General features: G+C 56.1%; 17 protein-coding genes. 9 read left to right on the plus strand and 8 right to left on the minus strand.

Going from position 1 to position 18,068, the window contains the following annotated elements; all coding sequences use genetic code 11:
- Positions 1-24: 24 nt before the first annotated feature.
- Genes JMN36_RS02395 through mptB form a run of 3 tightly spaced genes read right to left on the minus strand, consistent with a single transcriptional unit; the run spans position 25 to position 3,782 of the window.
- Positions 25-882 (minus strand): ABC transporter permease, encoded by an 858-nt coding sequence (locus tag JMN36_RS02395; RefSeq protein WP_221923787.1) that lies wholly within the window; start codon positions 880-882, stop codon positions 25-27.
- A complete protein-coding gene (locus JMN36_RS02400) occupies positions 883-1,881 on the minus strand; it encodes an ABC transporter ATP-binding protein (RefSeq protein ID WP_204088483.1) in 999 nt (332 codons plus the stop codon).
- Positions 1,882-1,934: 53 nt separating this feature from the next.
- Positions 1,935-3,782 carry a polyprenol phosphomannose-dependent alpha 1,6 mannosyltransferase MptB gene (gene mptB, locus JMN36_RS02405; RefSeq protein WP_204088482.1) on the minus strand — a complete coding sequence of 616 codons (1,848 nt, stop codon included), beginning with the start codon at positions 3,780-3,782 and terminating at the stop codon, positions 1,935-1,937.
- Between the two features lie 449 nt (positions 3,783-4,231).
- Here mptB and JMN36_RS02410 point away from each other — a divergent pair, with 449 nt between their 5' ends.
- From JMN36_RS02410 to JMN36_RS02440, 7 genes are all read left to right on the plus strand, one after another.
- Positions 4,232-4,966, plus strand: coding sequence for a helix-turn-helix transcriptional regulator (locus JMN36_RS02410; protein ID WP_204088481.1), 735 nt, complete (start codon positions 4,232-4,234; stop codon positions 4,964-4,966).
- Between the two features lie 75 nt (positions 4,967-5,041).
- Positions 5,042-6,496 (plus strand): Fe-S cluster assembly protein SufB, encoded by a 1,455-nt coding sequence (gene sufB / locus JMN36_RS02415; protein ID WP_204088480.1) that lies wholly within the window; start codon positions 5,042-5,044, stop codon positions 6,494-6,496.
- Positions 6,497-7,759 carry a Fe-S cluster assembly protein SufD gene (gene sufD, locus JMN36_RS02420; protein ID WP_204088479.1) on the plus strand — a complete coding sequence of 421 codons (1,263 nt, stop codon included), beginning with the start codon at positions 6,497-6,499 and terminating at the stop codon, positions 7,757-7,759. It begins immediately after the preceding gene.
- A gap of 57 nt (positions 7,760-7,816) precedes the next feature.
- Entirely contained in the window at positions 7,817-8,575 is a 759-nt protein-coding gene (sufC, locus tag JMN36_RS02425) for a Fe-S cluster assembly ATPase SufC (protein ID WP_204088478.1), read from the plus strand.
- Positions 8,576-8,680: 105 nt separating this feature from the next.
- Positions 8,681-9,952 (plus strand): SufS family cysteine desulfurase, encoded by a 1,272-nt coding sequence (locus JMN36_RS02430; protein WP_204088477.1) that lies wholly within the window; start codon positions 8,681-8,683, stop codon positions 9,950-9,952.
- On the plus strand, positions 9,949-10,449 hold the full coding sequence (gene sufU / locus JMN36_RS02435; protein WP_204088476.1) for a Fe-S cluster assembly sulfur transfer protein SufU: 501 nt from the start codon (positions 9,949-9,951) through the stop codon (positions 10,447-10,449). The genes JMN36_RS02430 and sufU overlap by 4 nt, the downstream gene beginning before the upstream one ends.
- A 136-nt stretch (positions 10,450-10,585) precedes the next feature.
- Complete coding sequence (locus tag JMN36_RS02440; RefSeq protein WP_204088475.1) at positions 10,586-11,047, plus strand: metal-sulfur cluster assembly factor; 462 nt, start codon at positions 10,586-10,588, stop codon at positions 11,045-11,047.
- On the opposite strand, the gene JMN36_RS02445 is transcribed toward JMN36_RS02440, so the two are convergent.
- A complete protein-coding gene (locus tag JMN36_RS02445; RefSeq protein ID WP_221923788.1) occupies positions 11,044-12,378 on the minus strand; it encodes a lycopene cyclase family protein in 1,335 nt (444 codons plus the stop codon). The two genes, JMN36_RS02440 and JMN36_RS02445, sit on opposite strands and share 4 nt — an antisense overlap.
- Positions 12,379-12,528: 150 nt before the next feature.
- On the opposite strand from JMN36_RS02445, the gene JMN36_RS02450 reads away from it, so the two are divergent.
- Both JMN36_RS02450 and JMN36_RS02455 read left to right on the plus strand, forming a co-directional pair.
- On the plus strand, positions 12,529-14,157 hold the full coding sequence (locus JMN36_RS02450) for an ABC-F family ATP-binding cassette domain-containing protein (RefSeq protein WP_204088473.1): 1,629 nt from the start codon (positions 12,529-12,531) through the stop codon (positions 14,155-14,157).
- A 54-nt stretch (positions 14,158-14,211) separates the two neighbouring features.
- On the plus strand, positions 14,212-14,883 hold the full coding sequence (locus tag JMN36_RS02455; protein WP_204088472.1) for an NAD(P)H-binding protein: 672 nt from the start codon (positions 14,212-14,214) through the stop codon (positions 14,881-14,883).
- On the opposite strand, the gene JMN36_RS02460 is transcribed toward JMN36_RS02455, so the two are convergent.
- The 4 genes from JMN36_RS02460 to JMN36_RS02475 all read right to left on the minus strand — a co-directional run bounded on the left by JMN36_RS02460 (position 14,863) and on the right by JMN36_RS02475 (position 18,051).
- The gene (locus tag JMN36_RS02460; RefSeq protein WP_204088471.1) at positions 14,863-15,603 is read right to left on the minus strand and encodes a glutamine amidotransferase; all 741 of its coding nucleotides are present in this window, start codon (positions 15,601-15,603) and stop codon (positions 14,863-14,865) included. The genes JMN36_RS02455 and JMN36_RS02460 overlap by 21 nt on opposite strands.
- A gap of 68 nt (positions 15,604-15,671) precedes the next feature.
- On the minus strand, positions 15,672-17,030 hold the full coding sequence (locus JMN36_RS02465; protein ID WP_204088470.1) for a PFL family protein: 1,359 nt from the start codon (positions 17,028-17,030) through the stop codon (positions 15,672-15,674).
- A gap of 12 nt (positions 17,031-17,042) precedes the next feature.
- Complete coding sequence (locus JMN36_RS02470; RefSeq protein ID WP_041629296.1) at positions 17,043-17,312, minus strand: ACT domain-containing protein; 270 nt, start codon at positions 17,310-17,312, stop codon at positions 17,043-17,045.
- A 178-nt stretch (positions 17,313-17,490) separates the two neighbouring features.
- Positions 17,491-18,051 carry a TetR/AcrR family transcriptional regulator gene (locus JMN36_RS02475; RefSeq protein WP_046202311.1) on the minus strand — a complete coding sequence of 187 codons (561 nt, stop codon included), beginning with the start codon at positions 18,049-18,051 and terminating at the stop codon, positions 17,491-17,493.
- Positions 18,052-18,068: the final 17 nt, after the last annotated feature.

Raw genomic sequence — 18,068 nt, forward strand, 5'->3', positions numbered from 1 at the left:
GATCTAGCCGACGACGGCGACGTTTTACGCGGTGAAACGGAACAGCTTGCTCGCAGCGAAACCGCCGAGAGCAGACCACATAAGCATGATCACGAGAGCAAAGACGTTGAAACTCCCGTGGAACGCGTCGATAAGTCCTTGAGTCAAGGCGACCGAGGGGAAGAGCATGAGCAGTGCATGGATCCCCTCGCGGATTCCCGGCTCCATGGCGACAATTGCCGCAACACCCATGAGCCCGAACCACAGGAGATTCCCCAGCGCTAGAACAACCTCAGAATGTAGGGTGCCGCCCAATAACAGCCCTAGCGCGGTGAACGCGACAGCTCCCACAACGAGGAAAACAATCCCCATCACGACGCCGAGGGGAGTCGTCGACCATCCCATGACCATGGCGATCGCACCCAGAACCAGGGTTTGCAGTAACACCACGACCACAACGGCACACGCTTTACCCGCAATAATCGCCCACTTGGGGAGGGCCGAGGCTCCCATTCGCTTCAAGGCTCCATATCGACGGTCGAAGACGACGGCAATCGCCTGACCCGTAAATCCTGCGGACATCACTGCGACGGCTAAGACCATGGGGAACAGCCGCGCGATCGGATCGTCGAGGTCGAGAAACGGCATCAATGTGAAGCCGATGAGCATCGCAATGGGGATAACCATCGAGAGAAGCTGCTGCTCACCATGACGCAAGAACAGAAGAGTCTCCATTCTTGCTTGAGCAGAGACAAGCTTCGTCGTCGACGCTCGACGGGGCTGTGGTTCAAACGTCCCCGGCGCGAAGCGCGAATCCTCGGTGGTCTCTGCGTCTCGAGTAGAGGCCTCAGTGAGGGATTGGGCGTCAGTAAGAGACTTTGTGCCGCGATTGTCTGCCATCATTTAGGACCTCATCTCTCGTCCGGTGATATCCAAGAAGACGTCCTCAAGACTCCGATGGTCCACCGTTAGATCGGTAATTAGGATTCCTTGAGCACTAGCAGCGGCTGCGATAGCACTCACTGCTTCTGGGTTCGCCTGTCCATCCACGCGGTAATGCTGTGGGCGCACAGCCGAGACACGAAGTGGTGGCTGGCTCACTGTCGGCGCGTCATCGGACCCTGCGTGGGTAGTGCCAGTGTGGGTGTTCTCTGCCAGGAAACTGTTGGCAGCCGACAAATCCAGCGCGCCCGACGTCGTTAAGGAAATTCGTGCGTCATCTGCGTTCGTTAATTCCTGTGTGGTCCCGTGGGCGACGACGCGACCATGGTCAATGATCAACACGGTATCCGCTAATGATTCCGCCTCATCCATCATGTGGGTGGTAAGCAATACGGTCACCCCATCGCGACGGAGTGAGCTGATTAAATCCCACACAGCCAATCGTGACTGAGCGTCCAAACCGGCAGTGGGTTCGTCTAAAAAGATCACTTCCGGCCGGCCAACTAATGCGCATGCCAACGAGAGCCGCTGCTTCTGACCACCGCTGAGCCGACGATACGGCGTTTGAGCATGGTCAGTCAGCCCGACGATCTCCAGGAGCCAGGAGGGATCTAACGGATTCTGGCTGTAACTCGCCAACAGAGAGAGCATCTCTTTGACCCGTATGCCTGGGTACGAACCCCCGTTCTGGAGCATGATGCCGATCCGGGCACGAATCTCGTCAGTTTGCGTCGACGGGTCCATTCCCAGGAGCTCAATCGATCCGGAATCGGGAGTCTGGAATCCCTCACACATTTCGATCGTCGTGGTTTTACCGGCACCGTTTGGGCCTAGCAGAGCGAAAACTTCGCCACGACGAACTGAAAAGCTGATGCCATCGACGGCCCGCCGGGACTTGAAAGTCCGCACGACGGAATCGAGGATTAACGCATCACCACGCGAATTTTTCGAGTGAGTCACAGGGTACGAGTGTAGCGCGACGAACTGATACCGACAGAGAGACTCAGCGGTAGCTACCGCAGTGAACGCGACCGGTCACGATTGTCCGTGTTCTTCGTGGTCTTGTGGTGGGTGCTTCGTGAGAATTTGGCCTTAGGGGTGTGGGCCGGATCCTGATGGCCGAGCACGATCCCTGGGGATCGAACCTCGATGACTTTGAGGATGAAATACCCCAGCGCTGCCAAGACGACGAAGCTCACTGCGGCGACGATATATGTCTGTGTCACGCTCCACGCAGGCAACTTCAGTCCGCGAGGCAGAACGAAGAAACTGAGAATGATGGAATAGATGACGGCCGTATTTCTGAATAGAGCGCGGTTCGCCCACGCCGCTAGCGGAATAATGGCCCACAATGCGTACCAGGGGTGAACAACGGGGAAAAGAAGGACTAGCACGAGCATCCCGACTCCGTATCCGCCGACGGGGTGGAGGCGACCGCGATAAGTAGCCACGAGCATGCGAACCATCCACAGCGCAGCAACAGCCAACCCCACGCCATGAATAAACGACGTCATTGCCTCGGTGTGGTCACCCAGCCCGAGCAAACTTCCTAGGAACCCAGCAAAAATACCGAGAAGCGTGGTAATCGACATCCAGCTGACGATATCGGCTGCTCCACCTTGCACCGTCAGCCATTGGAGGCCGAGCCCAGAGGCAAAAGAGAGCCCGACGACGAAGAGCATCAACAGGGACCCGACGATCACAGTGGCGAGGAGCCACGCATGTTTGCGATGAATCGAACGGATGAGCGTGACCCAGACAAAACCCAGCGCAACAATGCTGGTCACTTTGACCATGATCGCGCAACAGATCGCTCCGACGCCGGCAACGAAATACAGTATGCTTCGGCGCGTGAACAGTGTCGACGCCGACGTCGTCGGCTCTGCAGAAACTAGGGAGGGGAGCTCGGACCCGGACGGGGACTCGTCCAGTGGGCGTTCAAAAGCCCTGAAGCACCATTCCATGCCAACCATCAACAAACCAAGCATGATTGACTCGTTGTGGATACCGCCGACGAGGTGAAGAAGCGATAACGGGTTTAACACGCCAAGCCACAGCGCAGCCGATGCCTCCACACCACAGCGGCGTGCAAGCTTGATGACAGCCCACGCACACAGCGTGAGGCCGATAATTGACACCAGCCGGTAGAGGAAAACAGCCGCCATAATGTTCTCGTTGGTTAACCACGAGATCACTTGACCCCCCATGATGGCGACGGGCCCATAGGGGGACGGCGAATGGGACCACACTAAAGGCACTGAACGGGCAAGAGGATCTGCCACGCCTAATAAATCAACCGGACCACCTTGATACGGGTTGAGCCCTCGAGCTGCAATCGCACCCTGAGCTATGTACGAATAAATGTCCTGGGTAAAAAGCGGAGCGGTAAAACCCAGAGGGATGACCCACGCAACAAAAGTTCGAACCATCACCGGTGCAGTAGCCCAACCATGACCCTGCTCTCGTGGCCCGGCTAACGCGAAATAACCCATGAGTGCCCACGCCGTGACAAGAAAACCGATGCCGACGAACACAAGGACAGTCGACATCAACAGCATTCGTCCCATGAGGTTAGCAATGGGGAAGTCCCAGAGCGTGTTGTCGACCACAGGCATCGCACCTGCACCCCAGCCGCCAATCATGATTAAGACGGATCCGAAGCTGCCAAGCCACCGCAAAAGCGCGAATCGACGAAGATCGGAAACCCCGAAACGCTTGAGGCGGGGCCGCGCCGGGCCTTCACCATGAAAAACTTCTGCAGATCGTGAACCAGCAACCCCAAACTCCGGGACGACGGAGGATATTTCACGCCGGCTAATGTCCAGGAGTCGATGGAAGATCGATGGTCCACGAGTGCCCATGTGTAGGTCCTCCCATCAGTTCCCCATCAGCTTCTTACCATCAGTGCATAAGGCCCGCGCGCTGCACGTTCAAGCGCGTTGAGCCCAACACATTCAAGCACGGCCTATTCCAAGCCATTGCCATCACGTCGAGTGTAGTCAACGTCGCCGGCTGAACTGTTTTTATATCCCCCCGTCCGGACTAGCAAAACAAACCGTAATCCACCCCCTCTGTATAGGAATAGAATTCCGACACACTAATGTTGTGTAAAGTGTGATAGCGCAGGTGGGGACAGCCCCACGCTATGCACCGTCGTGGGCAGAGACCTCCGTGTGTGGCCTCATACTCACGACACTTCACGTGTGACGGCGTGAAACACAAAGCGATCCTGGGCTTACACACCGGATGACAAGCAGCGACGAAACTCCGCCCTGTCGGATGCTTCGTTTTCGTGAGAGAGGAAGGCGCTATGAACGACCATGCCCCCGGACCAGAGGGTCAGACTCGTCAACGCATCATGTCCCTCCTCCTTCACCACGGAACAATGAGCGCATCCGAGCTAAGCAAAGAGCTGAAGTTAAGCGCTGCAGGAGTTCGACGCCACGTCGACAATCTGGTGTCAGACGGCTTAGCGGAAGAGGCCCCAGCAACAGGTGGAGCGCCTCGCGGACGTGGCCGCCCAGCCCGCGTTTTCCGGTTAACGGATAAAGGACGAGGCAACTTCGGCTACGACTATGACCGCGTCGCGGTACTAGCTCTCGAGGCCCTACGAGATGCCGGTGGTCCTAACGCTGTTATTCACTTCGCCCAGCAACGGATGAGCGATATTCTTCGCGAAGCGGGGCTGGATGACGAGGTTTCCGACCTTACCGACCCCGACGATGTCGAGGCCATGGTCACCAAAGTTGCCGATGCCCTGAGTAAACACGGGTATGCAGCAACTGTGGACAAAGCTGGTGGTGGAATCCAAATCTGTCGCCATCATTGCCCTATTCAAGGAGTCGCCGAGCACTTTCCTGAGATGTGCGCCGCTGAACATCAGGCGGTTCGCGAGGTCTTAGGCCACCACACTCAACCTTTAGCCACCATCGTCGACGGGAACGGGGTGTGCACAACGCACATCCCCCTGGAACCCGTTATCAATCAGAAACGCGACAAGGGGAGTGGCGGTGGACGCCAGCCAGCTTCGTCGACATCACCATGAGTCCATAATCTGCCTTAATTTTCACTTCCGGAAAATTGACCATCATCACACGCAACATAAGAGGAGTCACAGCTCATGACCCAAACACCGACAGCTCCTGCCGGGCCACAATCATCACCCCAAAGTGATGAAGAGATCATTGAATCCATCGGAGGTGGATATAACTACGGATGGCATGACAGCGATGCAGCCGGAGCCTCCGCGCGGCGCGGAATTGATGAAGATGTTGTTAAGGACATCTCAGCAAAAAAGAGTGAGCCGGAATGGATGTTGAAGAACCGTCTCAAGGCTCTGTCCATCTTCCAAAAGAAACCGGTGCCCAACTGGGGTGCTGACCTGTCCGGAATCGACTTCGACCAGATCAAATACTTCGTCCGCTCCACAGAAAAGCAAGCCGCGACGTGGGATGACCTCCCGGAGGACATCAAGAACACCTACGATCGCATTGGTATCCCGGAGGCGGAAAAAGAGCGCCTCGTCGCTGGCGTTGCTGCACAATACGAATCTGAGGTTGTCTACCACCAAATCCGCCAGGATCTGGAAAAACAAGGCGTCATTTTCGTTGACACCGACACGGCTCTGCGAGACTATCCCGAATTGTTTAAAGAGTATTTCGGGACCGTTATTCCAGCCGGTGACAATAAATTCGCTGCACTGAACACCGCGGTGTGGTCAGGCGGTTCATTCATTTACGTGCCGAAGGGCGTCCACGTCGAAATCCCGCTTCAGGCCTACTTCCGCATTAACACGGAGAACATGGGCCAGTTCGAGCGCACGTTGATCATCGTCGACGAAGATGCCTATGTCCACTATGTCGAGGGATGTACGGCACCTATCTACAAGACGGACTCGCTGCACTCAGCTGTCGTCGAGATCATTGTTAAAAAAGGCGGTCGCTGCCGGTACACGACCATCCAGAACTGGTCTAACAACGTCTACAACCTGGTCACCAAGCGCACGAAGTGCGAAGAGGGTGCCACCATGGAGTGGATCGACGGTAACATCGGATCCAAGGTTTCGATGAAATACCCTGCAGTGTGGATGACTGGGCCGTACTCCCGCGGCGAGGTCCTCTCCGTCGCGATGGCTGGCGAAGGCCAATACCAGGACACTGGCGCCAAGATGGTGCACATGGCTCCTCACACGAGTTCCAACATTGTGTCGAAGTCGGTCGCTCGTGGTGGCGGACGTGCGGCCTACCGTGGCCTAGTCAAAGTCAACCCAAACGCGCATCACTGCACGGCCAATGTTGAATGTGACGCTTTGCTGGTCGATAAGATTTCGCGGTCGGACACCTATCCATACAATGACATCCGCAATGACCACGTATCCCTTGGTCACGAGGCTACGGTCTCCAAAGTGTCTGAGGATCAGCTCTTCTATCTCATGAGCCGAGGCCTCGCTGAAGACGACGCCATGGCGATGATTGTCCGTGGCTTTGTCGAGCCCATTGCGAAAGAGTTGCCCATGGAATACGCCCTCGAACTCAATCGCCTCATTGAATTGCAAATGGAAGGATCCGTGGGATAGATGACTGACGTACTCAAGGCCGAGGATGTCGAAGCTGCCGCCGACAAGGCAAAAGAAGTCGGAGCTTTCGACGCCAACACAACCAACACCACAGGGGCAAAAACCAAAGGCGACGTCTTCACGTCGTTCAATGTCGACGATTTCTCCGTCCCTCGCGGCCGCGACGAGGATTGGCGTTTCACTCCTTTGCGACGGCTCAACGGGCTTCACGACGGGTCGTTTCCCGGTGAACACGCGCCGAACCCGGTCACTGCAAATATCCCTGAGGGAACATCCGGCATACACGTAGAAGAAGTTCCGGCCGACGATGACCGCCTTCGCGTAGCCGGAGCCCCGGTCGATCGCGTCGGTGCACAGGTCTTCGCCAGCCTTCAACGCGGAACCGTCCTCACCATCGACGACAACACAGTTGTCGACGGCGACATCACGTTGACATTCACGGGTACTGGCCCCGACACCACGTCTTTCGGCGCGCTCGCCGTCGTCGCTGGTGAACATGCCGAAGCCAACGTCGTCCTCCGATTCGAGGGGCATGGCAACTACGCAGATTTCCACTCATACTCGATTGGAACAGGTGCGCATATCAACGTCGCCATTATCGACGACATGGAGGACAACGCCGTCCACCTGGCCAATGAGCAGCTCCGACTGGATCGTGACGCCGTCATGCGCCATGGATACAGCGCCTTCGGTGGCTCCGTGGTTCGCAATATCTCCCACGTAGCGTTCAAAGCGCCCGGGGCTGACTGCGAACTCTCCGGTGTGTACTTTGCCGACGACGGGCAATACTTTGAGCAACGCCTACTCGTTGACCACTCTGAGGCGAATTGCCGCTCCAACGTGATGTACAAAGGAGCACTCCAAGGCGATCCCAACTCAGATCTCCCCGAAACACGCACAGCGTGGGTTGGCGACGCACTCATCCGCGCACAAGCCGACAACACGGACACGTACGAGAAAAACATGAACCTCGTCTTGTCCGAGGGCGCCCGCGCAGATGCCGTTCCGAACCTTGAGATCGCCACCGGCGAAATCATCGGCGCTGGTCACGCGGCCACCGTCGGACGCTTCGACGACGAACAGCTCTACTACCTGATGAGCCGTGGGATCCCCGAGCCCGTTGCTCGACGCCTTATCGTCCACGGATTCTTCACCGAAGTCATTTCACGAATCCCGATACCGGCCGTCCAAGATGAACTCGAAAAACGCGTCTCCGAGGAACTCGACACTGTCAGCCTCGACGAGCTGAATTCACTGAGCTAATCCATCCACCGTGCGTCACAAGCTGTATCTCACGGATCATCAAACACAAGGAGAACAATGAGTACCCTCGAAATTCGCGACCTCGAAGCCGTCGTCAAGCCCACCGAACCAGGGGAAGAGCCAAAGCAAATCCTCAACGGCGTCAACCTAACCATCAACTCAGGTGAGACCCACGCGATCATGGGCCCCAATGGTTCGGGCAAATCGACCCTGTCATACACGATTGCCGGCCATCCGCGGTATGAAATCACCGGCGGGGAAGTGCTGTTAGACGGCGAAAACATCATCGACATGTCTGTGGATGAACGAGCCCGAGCCGGTTTGTTCCTCGCCATGCAGTACCCGGTTGAGGTTCCCGGCGTGTCCATGGCTAACTTCCTCCGCACCTCCGCAACCGCGGTACGTGGAGAAGCTCCACGGCTACGTGACTGGATCAAGGAAGTTAAAGACGCCCAAAAAGAGCTCAAAATCGACACCTCATTTTCCGAGCGTGCCGTCAATGAAGGGTTCTCCGGCGGCGAGAAGAAGCGTCACGAGATTCTGCAGCTATCGTTGCTCAAGCCCAAGTTCGCCATTCTCGACGAGACAGACTCTGGACTCGACGTCGACGCCCTCCGGATCGTGTCCCAGGGGATCAACGACTACAAAGAGCAGAACAACGGCGGAATCATGCTCATTACGCACTACAAGCGCATTCTGAACTATGTGCGCCCTGACTTTGTGCACGTCTTCGCCAACGGCCGCGTCGTCACGACGGGTGGCCCTGAGCTTGCCGACAAGCTCGAAGAAGAGGGCTACGACGCTTTCGTAGGCTAACCAGCCCATAGTGAATGGCGATCATGACGACGTCGCCATTCACTTTTTATTCACACACTTTTTAGATGCAACCAGCGAAAGCTTGCAGGAGGAAGGTTACTGACGGTGGAAATTCCAGAGCTCACACGAAACGGGGTGTTGGATGTCGACGCAGTACGCGCGGAATTCCCCATCCTGCACCGTACTGTTCGCGACGATAAACCCCTCATCTTTTTAGACTCCGGTGCCACATCACAACGACCGGAACGTGTGCTGCGCGAAGAATTTCACTTCCTCACCCACACCAATGCGCCCGTTCACCGCGGCTCCTACCAACTCGCGGAAGAAGCGACAGAAGCCTATGAGGATGCGCGTGAACGCATCGCTCACTTCGTCGGGGCCGATGAACCAGAAATTGCGTTCACCAAGAACGCCACAGAGGCGCTCAATGAAGTCGCCTACCTTCTAGGCGATGACCGCGCCGGGGAGTTCCAGGTTAAAGAGGGCGATGAAGTCGTTGTCACGGAAATCGAGCATCACGCCAACTTGATTCCGTGGCAAGAATTGTGCCGCCGTACAGGTGCCCACCTGAAGTGGTATTCAGCAACCGACGATGGACGGGTGGACCTCGATTCCCTGACGTTGAGCGACCGCACAAAGGTTGTCGCGTTTACGCATCAATCGAATGTGACTGGTGCACAGCCCGACGTCGAAAAGCTGGTGTCGCGTGCCCATAGTGTTGGGGCCGTGGCGGTGCTCGATGCATGCCAGTCCGTACCGCACAAAGCAGTGGACTTCCACGCGCTTGACGTCGATTTTTCGGCGTTTTCGGGACATAAAATGCTGGGCCCGAATGGGGTAGGAGTCATGTACGGTAAGGCGAACATCCTTGCCCAGATGCCGCCCTTTCTCACTGGTGGTTCCATGATTACGACAGTCCAGATGGACCATTCTGGATACACGGAGCCACCACAGCGATTCGAGGCTGGAACACAGATGACCAGCCAAGTTGTCGGTCTCGGGGCTGCCGTGCAATTCCTCCAGGCCATCGGTATGGACGCTGTCGAAAAGCACGAGCACATGCTCACTGAATATGCTTTGGAGAAACTCAACGATATTGATGGGCTGCGCATCATTGGCCCGACAACGCCGGAGCACCGTGGTAGTTCGGTGAGCTTCTCTCTCGAGGGGGTCCACCCTCACGATCTCAGCCAGGTTCTCGACGACGACGGCATCGCTGTCCGCTCTGGTCACCATTGCGCGTGGCCCATCCACCGTCGGATGGGGATCCAGGCTTCGGCACGCGCGTCGTTCTATATTTACAACACTCTCGACGAAGTGGATAAGCTGGCAGAATCTATTTGTCGTGCACGAGACTTCTTTGGGGTGACGCGATGAGACTCGAATCCATGTACCAGGAAGTGATCCTGGACCACTATAAGAATCCGCAACATGCAGGCTTGAGGGAACCTTTTGATGCAGAGGTACACCACGTCAACACGTCCTGTGGTGATGAAATAACTCTGCGTGTCCAGCTCTCCGACGATGGGTCAACGATCCAAGACATCTCCTACGAGGCGTCGGGGTGCTCGATCAGCCAAGCGTCGACGTCGGTGATGGCCGAGGAATTGATCGGTCAAAGTGTTAACGACGCGTCGAAGAAACTGGCTGAGTTTGAACGCATGGTGACGTCCCGTGGGCAGGTTGAGGGCGATGAGGATCTCATTGGAGACGGGATCGCATTTGCCGGTGTTGCTCAATATCCTGCTCGCGTGAAGTGCGCGCTGTTAGCGTGGAAAGCTCTTCAAGCCGCTGCCACTGAGGCGATGGCTGATGCGGGACACGACAAAGCCGCAGCACAGCTGAACTCATCGTCGCCAACAACAAGTTCCTAGTTTCGGTTGATAGCGGCTAGTGGTTATGCCAAGCCGGGCATCATCGATGCATCATGGGACAAAGCGGTAAGTGGAAACAATGACAGCCGGGTGATCCCCGTAGACAGTGCATACTCAGGAAGAACGAGGAGTTCCAATGGCACAAGACGACACGACCACACAAGATCAAGCTGCCAGTTCGTATGAATCCTATGACGACGCAGGTTCAGTAACCGGACCGGGCACAGGAATGGACGGATCCGTCCCTAGCGTTCCTGACCTACCGCCGATGGGCGATGATCAGCAGAAAATTGCTAATGCTGTCCAGGACAGTCTGTACGATGTCGTCGACCCTGAGCTGGGCATCAACGTTGTTGATCTTGGGTTGGTTTACGACATTTGGGTCGACGAGGAGGGCAGTGTTGTGGTCTACATGACTTTGACCTCTCCTGCCTGTCCACTCACGGACATGCTGGAAGACCAGTCAACGGATGCCGTTGTCGGCCGGGGTATTGCTGACAATATGCGTATCGAATGGGTGTGGACTCCGCCGTGGGGGCCACACATGATTACTGAAGAAGGCCGAGAACAACTCCGTGCCCTCGGGTTCGCTGTCTAACCCGGCTTGAGTTCGGGCATTTCTTGCCGACGTGGGAGCGGGGTCACACTCCCACGCAACAAAGACATGAACGTGCGCCGGGCCAGTGAACGTTGAGTTCTACGTTCCTGTCGCGAATGTCCGTCCGGTTTAATCATCACCCAAATAAGGCGAGCGACGACGGATACCATGGACCGCGTGATATCCAACCCGTGAGAGGACGTCAGGTAGTCGCGAATCCGTGGCGGAGACATGGCGAAAAACTCGCGGTAAAACAGGCGCATTTCATCTGGTTCCAGTTGGAGAGTTGCGCCCAAACCACGGCGTTGAAGCCATCCTGCCACCCATCCTCCGGGTGGCCCGTGCATCGCTCCGACGATGCGTTGAAGAAGGCCCGGGTATCGGGCCCAATGGGCAGCCCAGCTGATTTCCTCATCAGCGCGATCTACCGCAGATCCGATACTGTATCCAGTGGCAGCGTGCATCAATCCCGAAGCCGAACCCCATGGAAAAATGCTTGTCACACCATTGTTTCGACGTACTACGTGCGGGAGCCGTCGGCGTAGGGGTGCGACGGGAAAACTCACGACTTCCTCTCGAACAGCGTGCCGACGCGCGATTTCTGGATCAATACCGAGCTGCTCGAGTCTCCTATCCAGCGCCCACCGCAAGTATTCCAATTGTGCTGTTTCAGAATGGGGCGAGCGCTCGGGACCTCGGCACAGTGTTGCGACAATTGTTTCCTCGATTAGCCATTGGCTTTGTCCCACTGGCATCCGGTAGTTGAACGTCATACGGCAAGGTGCATCGGCTGCGGGGTAGGCCGTCGTTGATACACCGTCGTTAGATGTCGGGTGGGTTGAAGGAGTGCCGGGTATTGTTCGCATGTCCATCAGCACTGGTTGACGGCGGTCGTTGGGAAGAAGGCGCTCAGGGAGGACTAGCCCTACCGCGAGTTGACGGACTGGGGCGAAACCACTGCTCGAAGCACGTGTATCAATGACTACGCGCGCGTCGTCATTCGTGGCGTCATACCACTGGTCGTGGATAGAGAGGGATTGCGCGTCACCCATGTTCCGCAACTGGTCGCGTAACGTCTCCGGATTGAGAATGACATAGGTCTCCGGAAGGACGGCTTCCCACCCGTCGCCGCACACGCGTGGCCGAGCCTGGGAAAGATATGGCTGCGGATGCTGAACTAGCCACTGCGGTATTTGGTGTGTCCACGCACCCATCGTCGGCGGGTAATGCGGGCCATGGGGGTCCCAGCACTCGACCGAATGACCGGAACGGAGCACAGCAACAGACGCTGCTGTTCCTGCAGGACCTAACCCGACCACCGAAAAATGCATAACCTCACTGTATCGTCAGAGCATCGTCGAAACTGCAACGAGCGATCACGTGGGACAGCACCGTTTGTGAACCACCGAGTAGTTCACTAGGAGTGAGAGGGCAGTCGACGGTGTGAACAAAGCCGCTTCCACGCGATATACTGCCGGCTTGTGATTACCACCGAGGATCTTGACGTTCGCGTCGGCGCGCGAACACTTCTGACAGCACCTGGACACCATCTGCGCGTCCAAGCCGGGGATCGCATCGGTCTTGTGGGCCGCAATGGTGCAGGCAAAACAACGACCATGCGTATTTTGGCGGGAGAAACACAGGCTTACGGTGGAACTGTTATCCGGTCCGGCGATATTGGGTACCTTCCCCAAGATTCAAAAGAAGGCGATATCGAACAGTCAGCGCGGGATCGAGTGCTATCTGCCCGTGGGCTCGATCGGCTTCGCTCTTCCATGGATCGGCAGCAGGAAATCATGGAGACCGGTACCGACGCTCGTCGCGATGCAGCGATCCGCAAGTTTTCGCGCCTCGAAGAGCGTTATCACTCGTTAGGCGGGTATGAAGCTGATGCTGAGGCCGCGCGGATTTGCGACGCTCTCGGCCTCCCCGCACGCGTGTTGGATCAGCCTCTCAAGACCCTTTCCGGTGGTCAGCGGCGTCGCGTCGAATTAGCACAGATCCTCTTCGCAGCGTCCACCGGAGGTGGAAAATCCGACACTACGCTGCTCCTCGACGAGCCAACGAACCACTTGGATTCAGACTCCATCACGTGGTTGCGCGATTTCTTATGCAAGCATGACGGCGGTTTAGTGGTTATCTCCCACGACGTCGACTTGCTCGAGGCCGTGTGTAACAAGGTGTGGTTCCTGGATGCGACGCGGGCTGAAGCCGATGTGTACAACATGGGGTGGAAAAAATACCAACAGGCACGCGCCACCGACGAGACTCGTCGTCGACGTGAAAAGGCGAATGCGGAAAAGAAAGCCGCGGCGCTACGGGCTCAGGCTGCACGGTTCGGGGCGAAGGCAACAAAAGCAGCTGCTGCCAAGCAGATGCTAGCGCGCGCAGACCGCATCGTCAGCGAACTCGATGAGGTTCATGTTTCGGACAAAGTTGCGCATATTTCATTTCCTGAACCTGCTCATTGCGGTAAAACTCCGCTCAATGCCCACGGCTTAACGAAGATGTACGGGTCTCTCGAAGTGTTCGCTGGGGTGGACTTAGCCATCGATAAAGGATCCCGCGTCGTCATTTTGGGTTATAACGGCGCAGGAAAGACGACGCTGCTTAAGCTCCTCGCAGGTGTGGAACGAAGCGATGGGGAAGGAGGAATTGTTACTGGCCACGGGCTTAAAGTCGGCTATTTCGCGCAGGAGCATGACACGATCGATCCCGACGCCTCCGTGTGGGAAAACACTGTTCAGGCGTGTCCCGATTCCGGTGAACAAGACCTGCGCGGTCTCCTTGGTGCTTTCATGTTTTCGGGCGATCAGCTTCAGCAGCCGGCTGGCACCTTGTCCGGTGGTGAGCAAACCCGGCTTGCGCTGGCGGCTCTTGTTGCTTCTCGCGCGAACGTCTTGCTCTTAGATGAGCCGACGAACAACCTTGATCCTGTCTCACGTGAGCAAGTCCTTGCGGCTTTACGGACATACACGGGTGCCGTTGTCCTCGTCACACACGATCCTGGAGCAGTCAAAGCTCTTAATCCAGAGCGTGTCATTGTCCTTCCCGATGGTGACGAGGACATGTGGAATGACGAATACATGGAGATCGTGGAGCTCACGTAGATGGCTGGGCGCACCACCCTGGCAGAATCAGAAGATAGTCCTTAGAGTGGATGTATGTCTGATAAGAAGAATGTACTAATCATTGGTGGACACGGTAAAGTCGCGCTGAAGCTCGCACCTCTGCTGGTGAGAGATGGCTTCAGCGTTCATTCACTCATTCGGAATCCAGATCAGCGGGAAGATATCACCAAAACTGGCGCAAACCCGGTTGTTAAAGATGTCACCTCCTTAACCACTGAAGAATGGGATGAGCTTCTCATTGGTGTCGACGCGATCGTATGGAGCGCCGGAGCTGGTGGAAAAGGTGGCACCGAGGCGACCTATGCCGTCGACCGTGACGCGGCAATAGCGTCGATTGATGCTGCTCAACGGGCAGAGAGCTCCCCGCGCTACATCATGGTGAGTTTCTGGGGCTCAACAACCGTCGACCTGCCCGAGGACAACTCGCTCTATCACTATTCGTTAGCCAAGCGTGCTGCGGACCAACATCTGTTGGATTCCTCATTAGATTTCGCCGTCCTGGCACCGACGGCACTCACTATGGACCGCGCCAAGGGAATCGACGTCCACACCGTAGAGGACACCGCAAACCAAGAGCGCCCCGCCGATACGTCCCGAGAGCTCGTCGCTCACGTAGCAGCGTATGAGGTTGAGGCACCAACCGCACCGAATAAGATCATTCCGTTCGCCGACGGTGATTCGCAGCTAGGCGACGCTCTGGGATAGCTCCCGGGAGTATGAGCGGCAGAAGTCGACGAAGTTCGCGAGAATCTGCCGCGCGGGGGATACATCGACTTTCGCGGTAGCGTCGACGATGGACGTGAATTCGTCGACGCCGAAGTAACCGTAGTTGCGATAGAACTCCATCCGCTGGCGCAGCCCCGACGCATCCATTTCCGCGTGGAATTGCGTCGCCCACTGTGTTTGACCAACCCGGAAAATCTGGATTGGGCAGGCATCGCCATATGCCAACAGGGTGGCGTCCTGAGGGAGGATCTCGATGTTTTCCGTGTGCCCGGTAAACGCTTGGAACGTTGATGGAAGCGACCGGCACAGCGGGTCCGACGCGGCAGCGTCGGTCAATCGAACCTGCGTTGGCCCGGAATCTTCGGGGTGGAGGCGGGCAATAGTTCCGCCGTGAGTATCCGCTAGGACATGGGCGCCGAAGCAGATATTTATGACAGGAATCCTGGTCCCAGTGAGCGCTCTCAAAAGGCGCTCGACGTGCTTCTGCTCCTCGTCTTTCTGGGGATTAGTCACTGTATGAGGCGATCCACCGACGAAGATGCCATCGATCCCGTGGAGGTCTCCCAATTCGGCGGATTCGCTATCAAGCATTCGCTGTTCAAGCTCGTGAGGTTGGAGGCCGCTAGCGCTCATGAAGTCATAAAGTTCGCTTGCGGCAACATCAGCTCCGTGACGAGGCGAGAACAGCACAAAATTCATAGCAGACAGCTTAGTCTATATCCGTAGATCTTGTAAATTCGCTTTTCAAGGCCAAACAATGCCAGAGATTAATTCCTAAAGCCATGAACAGGCGCAGGGAGTTGACCGCCACGACGAATGAACGTTGCTGACGATGCTCTATGAACGGGCATGATCGGGGCTCGCCCTAGAAGGCCACCGAAATCGACGTCGTCTCCCACAGTCTTCCCGGGAACCGGAATAACTCGTACAGCAGTTGTTTTGTGGTTCATCATACCGATTGCAGCTTCGTCGGCAATCATTCCGGAAATCGTCTCCGGAGGAGTATCGCCGGGGACCGCCACCATGTCCAAGCCCACTGAACAAATCGAGGTCATTGCCTCGAGTTTATCTAGGGTGATAGCCCCTTCACGGGCTGCATCAATCATGCCAGCATCTTCGCTAACCGGGATGAAAGAACCTGATAGACCACCGACATGCGAGCAGGCCATCATCCCGCCCTTCTTGACCGCATCGTTCAGCAAAGCCAGGGCAGCCGTCGTGCCATGCGTCCCGACCTTGCCAAGCCCCATTTCCTCGAGAATGTGAGCGACTGAATCGCCGATTTCAGCAGTGGGGGCGAGGGAGAGATCGACAATTCCAAAACGTTTGCCTAGGCGGTCTGCAGCTAGTGTCCCTACGAGCTGGCCCATTCGAGTCACCTTAAAAGCGGACTTTTTAATGACCTCCGCCATATCATCAAATGAGCAATCAGGCACCTTTGCGAGGGCACGTTGGATAACCCCGGGGCCTGATACGCCGACGCTAACCACACAATCGGGCTCTTCAATTCCATGGAATGCGCCGGCCATGAAGGGGTTGTCCCCAACAGCGTTGGAGAAGACGACGAGTTTGGCTGGCCCCAATACCGAGTTCTCCGTGTCAGAGTGTGCTGATTCAACGATCACTTCACCCATCCGCCCGATGGCGTCCATATTCAGCCCTGCACGCGAAGAGCCAATATTGACCGACGAACATACCAACCTGGTGGATGCTAGAGCTTCGGGAATGGAATCAATAAGCGCCCGATCGTATTTCGTCATTCCCTTTTCGACGAGGACAGAATAGCCGCCCACGAAGTCCACACCGGTGGTTTTCGCTGCTTTATCCAGGGCGTGGGCGAGGGGTGTCGGATCCACACAGTCTGAGGCAGCGGCGACGAGAGACACGGGGGTGACCGATACGCGCTTGTTGACAATAGGTATTCCGAGTTCTCGGGAAATACCTTCGGTCACCGGAACGAGATGCTCAGCACACGCCGTAATGGTGTCGTAAATATGAGTGGCAGCTTTGTCGATATCAGAATTCGCGCAGTGGAGAATGTTGATCCCCATGGTCACGGTGCGAATATCGAGACGCTGCTCCTCAATCATGGAAATGGTCTCGAGAATATTATGCTTTGTATCCATACCAATACCGGCCTATAACTCGTGCATGGCACGGAAAATAGCTTCCGACTGAAGACGTATCTTGAGTTTCTGCTCTACCTCTACGGGTTTCATAGCATCCTGTAGAGCATCGAGACTTTGAGAATTCTCATCAAAATCTACTTGCAGAATCATGGTGAAATAATCACCCATAATTGTTTGAGACACGTTAGTAATGTTCGCGTCTACTTTTGCCAATTGTGTGGCCACAGCAGCAATAATTCCGGTGTGATCTAACCCGGTGACGGTCATGATCGCGATCATGTTATACAGAATAGCGGGAAGGCATAGCAGGAAAACAACTGTGCTTCCGCTCTCATACGTGCCTCGTGCGTGGAGTTCTTGCTCGCACCTGGAAGTCTCACGCAGCACCGTCAAAGGCATGAAGGTATGAAATAGAGGTGCTACGTAACGCAGCACCTCTGTGTATGGCTATCACGACCTATTTGCGCAAGCTGTCTTCCAAGACATCAAGAGCGAGGGGTAACTCCGGAGCAGTATCACCTGCACCAACGGCAGAGAGCACCCCATCAAAAACGACGATCAGCAACGAACAAATGACCTCCGGGCTGACGTCGGTGCGCATGACACCGTCGTCTATCTGCTGGGAAACCCGTCGCCGCACCGCATCGTCGATACGCTTGTGTTCGCTATTCCAACGACAACGAAATGATGGGTCAGTACGGACGAGTCTTCCCACTTCGAGCTGGGTTAATGCCCATTGGTATCCATCAGGATTGTCGACGATGTTTCGCATGACGTCGATCAGTCCGTGAGAGGCCGCAATGTCTGCCATGTGAATCGCGTCTTCGCGCGCTAGTTCAAAAAACAGACCTTGCTTATCGCCAAAGTGGTGGAAGATAGCTCCGCGGGTTCGTCCGGTCGCCTCCTCGAGCCGTCGTACTGTTGCGCCTTCGTAGCCGTATTCGGCGAAACATGTACGCGCGGCGTCGAGAATCTGTGACCTTCTTCTTTCGAGGTCAACGTCACTGACTTTAGGCATGACCGATACCTGTTGCG

The sequence above is a fragment of the Corynebacterium pseudokroppenstedtii genome (assembly GCF_019754945.1).
In the GTDB taxonomy this organism is placed as follows: Bacteria; Actinomycetota; Actinomycetes; order Mycobacteriales; family Mycobacteriaceae; genus Corynebacterium; species Corynebacterium pseudokroppenstedtii.